Here is a 6,326-nt window from a genome sequence, read left to right as displayed (position 1 = left end):
AAAAGTAAGAGCACTGGCAATTAAGCCGACTTTGAAATAACCCTTTGGCTGTACACGATGTGTAACAGTAGGGTTGATGGAATTTAGTTTTGCATTCATAATTGATCTCGCAAGTTTGTAAAAGGCACATCGAAGGTAAGAGAGCGATGTGCTTTTTTGTTATCTGTGAGATAAATATAGGCAAAACTATAAAAGTAGTCAATAGTTGAAACTATTTAATATAGTTATTTCTATAAAAATAATAATTATGCTTTAATAGGCAAAAGAAAACCCATACAGGGTGGGTTGGGTGGAGTTTATTAAAATGAAAATTATTCAGAATCGCAAAGAATGGCGCTATGAAACAGCGTTAAAACTTATTGAAACAAGACGATTAAATGTAAGTGATGCGATTAATGAAACCAAAGAGTTGGAAAAATATGTATTTCAAGATGATTTTATTGTTGAAATTAAGAATAAAGATCAGCGAGATGCCCTTGAAAATTTAATCAAGAGCATGGATCAATCTAATTAATCAAAAATTGTTGATTTATTAGATTTTTTAATTTTTTCAAGCTCTACAACCTCTTGGGATATATTTTTAGGGATTCATCGTATATGACCACCCATAATGCTGGGTCAGTAATATCAAAAGAGCTCTCATGCTTTGATCGCTCATTAATAATAGCTTTAGTAAGCTCTAATGCTAGAGCTTCTGTAATTTCAGGTTTCATATTTTCTTCGATATTTATGAATGTGTTGAGAACAATGTTGGTGCAGAGTCTCAACTTCATAATATCAGGGAAAGTATGGATTTTTAAAAAGAAAACCCACACGGGGTGGGTTATGGAGTTTGTTATGAATAACGAAACAATTAAAAAGGTACTAGAGGAAGCACGACACGAGCTAACCACGCTTCATAATCTAACCGTTACAGACAATATTGAGTCAGGTGTAACTTGGATTGTGGATACAAGTAATATCTTAAAGTTGTTGGATACTGCACTTAAAGAGCTTGTGGATACTGAAGAAAAAGTTGAATTAATCTCCTTTCACATAAAAGCTTTCAGCACAGAGTCTTTCAAAAACAAGCTTGTTAGTGAGCTCGTGAATTTCACTACTAATCGTCGTGATTAGTTTACTTATATCCTCTGTTGTTGGGTCTTTAGGCACTGAGAGAGTAAATTTATTTTCACTAACAATATCTAAAAAGCAGACATCCTTTCCAATATAGAATGAATATCTTCTTTACTCACCTCATGCTCTGTAAGCGTTTGTTGTAGAATGTTTTTTAACTCTTGCTTACTAGACATAGTGGATTTGGGAAATTCTAAAATATTGTTCAATTACTTTCTCCACCCGATCAGTAGGCTGCGTCGGGTTCGCAGTTTTAAGGTTATTTAAAAATGATAAAATCTATTGTTGTTAATCCACCACGAAAGGGCATGTATGTTGAAGCAAAAACAAAACACGATACTTTCTTTTGTGATATAGGAAATCTGTCATGAAAGTAGCTTTAGTGTTGAGTTTCATGTTTCAGCTAATAGCCATTGTTTCGTACATTTTCATTTTTGATCTACTGGCTTATATTTCTGTATTTTCTCTTTGGTTGGGATCTATTCTTTTTGGTGCTGGCGTCAAAGAAGCCTTGCAAACAAATAAAGTTGAGGGTTATTGAATGATTAAATACGATAAATCAGAAAGGCGAGTGATATATTTATTTTATGCTTTCTGTTCTATTAGCATAATGATTAATATTTACATGCTTTTTAAAATATACCACTGAGGTGTGAATATGAAAAAGTACAACCCTAACGAGCCGTACTTAATTGGTTGCTTGATTATAGCAATCATTACAGTGATATTTAATTTGATTACCGCTATTTCAATAGTGACAAAATTCCTATTATAACAGTAGCTAGTCCAAAGAATATGACAGCATAAAATGTGGGTTTAACAGTCCAATGAGGTTTGCTAGATCTCTGTATTTGTCTTGATGTTAGTTCATAACTTATAGCTTGTAGAAGTGGGGCGGGTATTACTCCGCTTACTCCCTCACCACTTAGTAATTTCAGTAACTCACTATCTGGCAACTGTTTAATTTCTTCCACAGTTAATTTAATTAGTGGTAGAGGCTTAATTGTTTTGCTTGGGCTCAATTGTGTTGCCTTTTTAGGTATATCAAACACTTTACACTCCAAATAGATTTATTTTTACTCAAATTAGGTGGTGATCAAAACAGTATTTTTTGTCAGTAAAGTTATGTTTTATATGAAAAATAGGGTGGTGACTAAAATATAAAAACTACCCAACCTATAACCCCGAATATTTTTCCAAAAACTCATCGACCCAACCCTGCGCCACATCGAGATTGGTTATATCAGCCAGTTTTAGATTCGTGCCTTCCGCCTCATTGAAACCCTCAATAATGGCTTCAAAGATATTCGCTTCGTTAATGACTTCATGTGCCATTTCCGAAGCGTTATAGCTTTGTTTGGCTTTCTTGAGCGAGGTGATTTGCTTATCAATACCGTCGCCTATTTTGCCGAGTGCCAATTTGAATTCTTGACGATTGATTGTGAGCGCTGTTTTGGTTTTATTTAGTGTTGCAATCATTATTCTTTCCTTTTCCGTAAAGCTAACTAATTTATTTGTTTAATTCCTTACCCCAATCTACTAAAATCTTTTTAGCATCCTGAGATAGGTTTTTAGATGCCCAATGAGATATATCGACAGGAATAATAAAAATAAAGTCATCCTCGCATGAATATGGTGCAAGAAAATCTCTAATACTATCAACCTCACAATCCGCATTAACAATAAAAGCCATATCGCTAAGTTGCACCTTGCTAATGCAATTTAATTTCTTAACACCTTGTGTAAGGCGTTTAGAGCCTCTAGTTTTTTGAGGGCTACAACTTATCATGTAAAAACTCATATTCACCTCGGTGGTATTTAGCAATCTTCTAGCCAGTCTTGTGCTGTTAGATCATCATCTTATGATTGTTCTTAACCTCAAAAAACTAAAAGAGGGTTACAGAGCTTAGATTTTTTAGGAAATATTCATTTCCCTAATTTTCTTTTCCGCAAAGTTGAGTGATCTGCTTACCGGTCAACACAAGGGTTAGTACTTAAGGTTTCTATTGTGTGCAACTACTACTCCAATTATGGATATTTCAACTTGGTTTGAATTAAGTGTTGGATAATCAGGATTTAAAGGGACAAGCTCAACAACATCAACACCAAACTCATTCACACCAATCAAACGATATTTTTTAAAAGTTGTTCTTGCTACACCATGCTGAACCTCTTGGGCAATAACAAGCGAACCAGGCTTAGCCTCAAGAGAGCCATCCACAACAATTTCATCACCTGGTTGAAACTCTGGAGCCATACTCAAGCCTTCAACTTTTAATGAGAATACGCATTCTGGGCGCATATTTTCATAAGTTGTCCAACTTAGCCCTAAAGGGTTTACCCCATCATAACCAACTTCATTAAGCAATCCTGCTTGTACATAGTCTAGTAAAGGTATTTGTCGTAAAGGAGTGTTAGTAAAAGAAACATTACTCTCAGACTGATATGTCTCGGTAGATATAGAGCCAATTCCCGACTTAAGCCAATTAACATCGACTGCAAGAAACTCTGCTATTTCAGGTAAAAAAGCTGATTTCTTGGTTTTCCCTGATTCTAAGGCTTGGTATGTAGGCTGTTTTATTCCTGCTGCATCGGCGACATCTCCTTGCGTCTTGCTTGCTCTTAATCGAGCTTCTTTTAATCGATCAGCCAAAGTGCTCATAAGATAATCCTTAAATTTCTCCTTTATTTTATAGTTGTGACTATAGTTAATCAAATAGTTGTAACTGTTGACAAATAATAGTTAAAACTATAAATTAACTATAAAATATAGGAGTTCAATGAATGAATATTGAATTAGTTAATTTATACAAATGTGTTGTTGATCACTTTGGCTCTCAAACCCTTACAGCACAAGCTCTAGATCTAGAACAACCATCTGTTTGGGCTTGGGTTAATGGAAAGGCAAAAATGTCATCTGAAACAGCACTTCTTGTTCAAGAGAGAACAGGAGGTAAATTTCAATACAAAGATTTATTTCCATCTCGAAAAAAAAGCCAACAAGCAGCTTAAGCAAATTATTAATTTTATTTGCTTAAAGATATACGTGAAAGAAAACAAGGATTTCACAATGCAAGAAATTTCACTAAGTCGTGAAGCACAAACGGCTATTTTCAAAATGATTAACCAGACGCAGGGGATTTCACCAAAAGAAATTGCTCAGGTTACTGGTGACTCACACAACACGATCTGTAATTACGGAAATGTGGGGATGCCTAATCATTTGCCGAGCTTAAAGAAACTCGAAGCAATCATGATGTACACAAGAAACCCTGAAATTTTAAAAGTATGGGCGCATCAGTTGGGCTATGCATTAGTTCCTGTTGATTGCGGTTCCAACAAACATCATGAATTGTCGGTTTTTGAAGCAATGATGCAGCACAACATAAAGTCAGGTAAAGCCAATAAAGCGGTTTATGAGGCTTATGAAGATGGTGTTGTGACACCGCAAGAATATGAAACCATCCACCAACTCACACAAACTTTAATTGAGTTAGCAACAGCTGTGGATATTGCAGCACTTAAACAAATGAAGAAATACACATCAGGTGTAGAAAAGGAAAAAGCCTGATTTCGTGGATCAGGCTTTTAGGCAACTCAAACACTTGCAAGGATTGAATATGAAATCAAATATACCAAAACATCTGTGCGCTAACAAGTGCACAGAATTTAAAACAGAGCAGTGCAATCACTGTTTAATTCCCTCGAATTCGATGGAATTGGAGTCGACTGAAAGTGATTTCTTGGTTGGCGATGCTGTGGTTTTAGACACAACAGTATTAAACGCAATACTAAAACCTTTTGAGGGAATTTATAACGTTCTTGAGGTCTATGAATGTACGGTTTGTGTACTCATTGATTTTGGAACATTAATTTTAAATAAAAAGTTTGTCCGCCACGCCACTGTCGCCGAACTCCACGCTAACCGCCGTTTAACCGAAGCCGAACATGCTTTAGCGGAGGTGTCATGAACTCAGAACAAATCGTTCAATCTTGGCATGAACCTGTGTTACATACGCTCGGTTCATTGCTTTCAGTCCGTAAAGCCAATTTGCGCAAGATCAATCGTGATGAAAACAATGCCATGGTTTTACAGCAAGAGTTTATCGAATCACTGATGAATTGCCATCGGATCTCTTTGTGGTTAGCCAGTGAAATTGCTGCGAGTTTAATTCGTGCTGAGCGTGTTGCGAAGTACGGTCGCTTTTTACAGATCAAGGAAGGTGCAGCATGAGTAAATTTGTACCCAACTCATTTCAGGTACCCAATGCTTTTGTCGATGAGGTCTTAGCTAAGATCTCGGATGCTGCATGCAAGTTATATCTAGTGATTTGTCGTAAAACACGTGGCTGGAATAAAGAAATGGATTCTATCTCTTTAACTCAATTTGAAGAGATTACAGGCAAGACTCGTCCGACAGTGATCAAGTGTTTACGTGAACTAATTAAAGTTGGTTTAGTTGTGGAATTGAAAAGCACGTTCCACGGAAATACTTATAAATTAGGTGATGAAACAAACATTGGAATGGTTGTAAATTTCCCTAGTAAAAATATTTTACTAGGCGAAAACCCATCAAATGGGGGTAAAAAATCTTTACCTCTACTAGTAAAAAAATTTAACTACGCTAGTAAAAATATTTTACCTCTACTAGTAAAAAATTTTTACACACAAAGTATCACTATCAAAAACAACTCTACAAAGAATAAAAAAATAAATAAAAAAAAGTGAGCATGTTTCTGAACAACCAAAAGTGGAAAAGCCAACAAGCTATGATCCGAAATCAACTGAATTACCAAATTCAATTCATCGTGATTTGTGGAACCAATTTGTTGATATGCGAAACAGCATTAAAAAACCACTGACGGAAAATGCCGTAAAACTCATTTTGAAAAAACTCGAGTCTTATGGAGTTTTGGCAAACCAATCTTTGGAAAATTCAATTATTGGAAGTTATCAAAGCGTGTATCAACCAAAACCTGAAACACACTCAAATCATTTTCCAAACTCAAATACACCTGAAGAACCCGGTTATTTCGCTCAGATGTTTGCAAATCATCAAGAATCAAACATCATCGATGTAACACCTGATGACCAAAATTTACCAATGGCAGGAGGTTTTTACCGTGAATAATCTAATTTGCCAAAACGATATCAAAATGCTGATTGCAACATTGAGAACGATTTACGCAACTCAATTTAATAAAAACTTT

11 protein-coding genes and 1 pseudogene are annotated in these 6,326 nt (G+C 35.5%); 8 read left to right on the top strand and 4 right to left on the bottom strand.

Annotation, left to right across the window (positions count from 1 at the left end; genetic code table 11):
• The first annotated feature begins 304 nt into the window (after positions 1-304).
• The 3 genes from AVJ19_RS20035 (at position 305) to AVJ19_RS22105 (ending at position 1,657) form a co-directional block, all read left to right on the top strand.
• Positions 305-514, top strand: coding sequence for a hypothetical protein (locus AVJ19_RS20035; RefSeq protein WP_162626669.1), 210 nt, complete (start codon positions 305-307; stop codon positions 512-514).
• Between the two features lie 83 nt (positions 515-597).
• On the top strand, positions 598-1,116 hold the full coding sequence (locus tag AVJ19_RS20030) for a hypothetical protein (protein ID WP_111861307.1): 519 nt from the start codon (positions 598-600) through the stop codon (positions 1,114-1,116).
• 367 nt (positions 1,117-1,483) lie between these two features.
• The gene (locus tag AVJ19_RS22105) at positions 1,484-1,657 is read left to right on the top strand and encodes a hypothetical protein (protein WP_162626668.1); all 174 of its coding nucleotides are present in this window, start codon (positions 1,484-1,486) and stop codon (positions 1,655-1,657) included.
• A gap of 202 nt (positions 1,658-1,859) precedes the next feature.
• On the opposite strand, the gene AVJ19_RS20025 is transcribed toward AVJ19_RS22105, so the two are convergent.
• The 4 genes from AVJ19_RS20025 to AVJ19_RS20010 form a co-directional block, all read right to left on the bottom strand.
• Positions 1,860-2,168 carry a hypothetical protein gene (locus AVJ19_RS20025; RefSeq protein WP_228203415.1) on the bottom strand — a complete coding sequence of 103 codons (309 nt, stop codon included), beginning with the start codon at positions 2,166-2,168 and terminating at the stop codon, positions 1,860-1,862.
• A gap of 124 nt (positions 2,169-2,292) precedes the next feature.
• Entirely contained in the window at positions 2,293-2,595 is a 303-nt protein-coding gene (locus AVJ19_RS20020; RefSeq protein WP_111861306.1) for a hypothetical protein, read from the bottom strand.
• 31 nt (positions 2,596-2,626) lie between these two features.
• The gene (locus AVJ19_RS20015) at positions 2,627-2,905 is read right to left on the bottom strand and encodes a hypothetical protein (protein WP_111861305.1); all 279 of its coding nucleotides are present in this window, start codon (positions 2,903-2,905) and stop codon (positions 2,627-2,629) included.
• A 198-nt stretch (positions 2,906-3,103) separates the two neighbouring features.
• A complete protein-coding gene (locus tag AVJ19_RS20010; protein WP_111861304.1) occupies positions 3,104-3,778 on the bottom strand; it encodes a LexA family protein in 675 nt (224 codons plus the stop codon).
• A 122-nt stretch (positions 3,779-3,900) separates the two neighbouring features.
• On the opposite strand from AVJ19_RS20010, the gene AVJ19_RS20005 reads away from it, so the two are divergent.
• The 5 genes and pseudogenes from AVJ19_RS20005 (at position 3,901) to AVJ19_RS19985 (ending at position 6,247) form a co-directional block, all read left to right on the top strand.
• A complete protein-coding gene (locus AVJ19_RS20005) occupies positions 3,901-4,128 on the top strand; it encodes a YdaS family helix-turn-helix protein (protein WP_111861303.1) in 228 nt (75 codons plus the stop codon).
• Between the two features lie 58 nt (positions 4,129-4,186).
• The gene (locus AVJ19_RS20000; protein WP_111861302.1) at positions 4,187-4,687 is read left to right on the top strand and encodes a phage regulatory CII family protein; all 501 of its coding nucleotides are present in this window, start codon (positions 4,187-4,189) and stop codon (positions 4,685-4,687) included.
• A 142-nt stretch (positions 4,688-4,829) separates the two neighbouring features.
• A complete protein-coding gene (locus AVJ19_RS19995) occupies positions 4,830-5,087 on the top strand; it encodes a hypothetical protein (protein ID WP_162626667.1) in 258 nt (85 codons plus the stop codon).
• Positions 5,084-5,350 carry a hypothetical protein gene (locus AVJ19_RS19990; RefSeq protein ID WP_111861300.1) on the top strand — a complete coding sequence of 89 codons (267 nt, stop codon included), beginning with the start codon at positions 5,084-5,086 and terminating at the stop codon, positions 5,348-5,350. The genes AVJ19_RS19995 and AVJ19_RS19990 overlap by 4 nt, the downstream gene beginning before the upstream one ends.
• Positions 5,347-6,247 (top strand): annotated as a pseudogene (locus AVJ19_RS19985) (replication protein). Before AVJ19_RS19990 ends, AVJ19_RS19985 begins: the two are co-directional and overlap by 4 nt.
• Positions 6,248-6,326 lie beyond the last annotated feature (79 nt).

The organism is Acinetobacter sp. CFCC 10889, assembly GCF_003268395.1.
In the GTDB taxonomy this organism is placed as follows: Bacteria; Pseudomonadota; Gammaproteobacteria; order Pseudomonadales; family Moraxellaceae; genus Acinetobacter.
This window is presented reverse-complemented; position numbering and strand designations above follow the sequence as displayed.